The sequence below is a fragment of the bacterium genome (assembly GCA_023150945.1).
Classification (GTDB): domain Bacteria; phylum Zhuqueibacterota; class Zhuqueibacteria; order Zhuqueibacterales; family Zhuqueibacteraceae; genus Coneutiohabitans.
This window is the reverse complement of sequence record JAKLJX010000117.1, coordinates 1-508: the sequence shown is the minus strand read 5'-3', so window position 1 is coordinate 508 and position 508 is coordinate 1. Positions and strand designations below refer to the sequence as shown.

Genomic DNA, 508 nt, shown 5'->3' with positions numbered 1-508 from the left:
AGTGGTAACGGCGCGGCATACCCATGTAGCCGAGCACGAACTGGGGGAAGAAGGTCAGGTTGAAGCCGATGAACACTATGATCGCCGCGGTTCGGGCGATTCCGTCCGGGTACATTTTCCCGGTAATCTTCGGCCACCAGAAGTGCAGTCCTCCGAGGTAGCCGAGGATGGCCCCTCCGACCATGATGTAATGGAAGTGCGCGACCACGAAGTAGGTGTCATGGACGTGAACGTCGGTGCCCAGGGTGGCGAGGAACAGCCCGGTGAGGCCGCCGATGGTGAACAGGCCGAGGTAGCAAAGGGCATAGACCATCGGCGCTTCGAACGAGAGCGAGCCCCGGTACAGGGTGGCCGTCCAATTGAACGTCTTGACGGCGGAGGGAATGGCCACGGCGAAGCTGAGGATGGAAAAGATCATCCCCGTGTACACCGACTGGCCGGTGGTGAACATGTGATGGCCCCAGACGATGAACCCGAGGAAGGCGATAGCCAGGCTGGAAATGGCGAC

Annotated in this window: 1 protein-coding gene; it reads right to left on the bottom strand. The window is 60.6% G+C overall.

Features of this window, described 5'->3' with window-relative positions; all coding sequences use genetic code 11:
- Nucleotides 1–508 (bottom strand): cbb3-type cytochrome c oxidase subunit I (locus L6R21_28330; protein MCK6563110.1); only part of this gene is annotated, 508 nt, incomplete at both ends.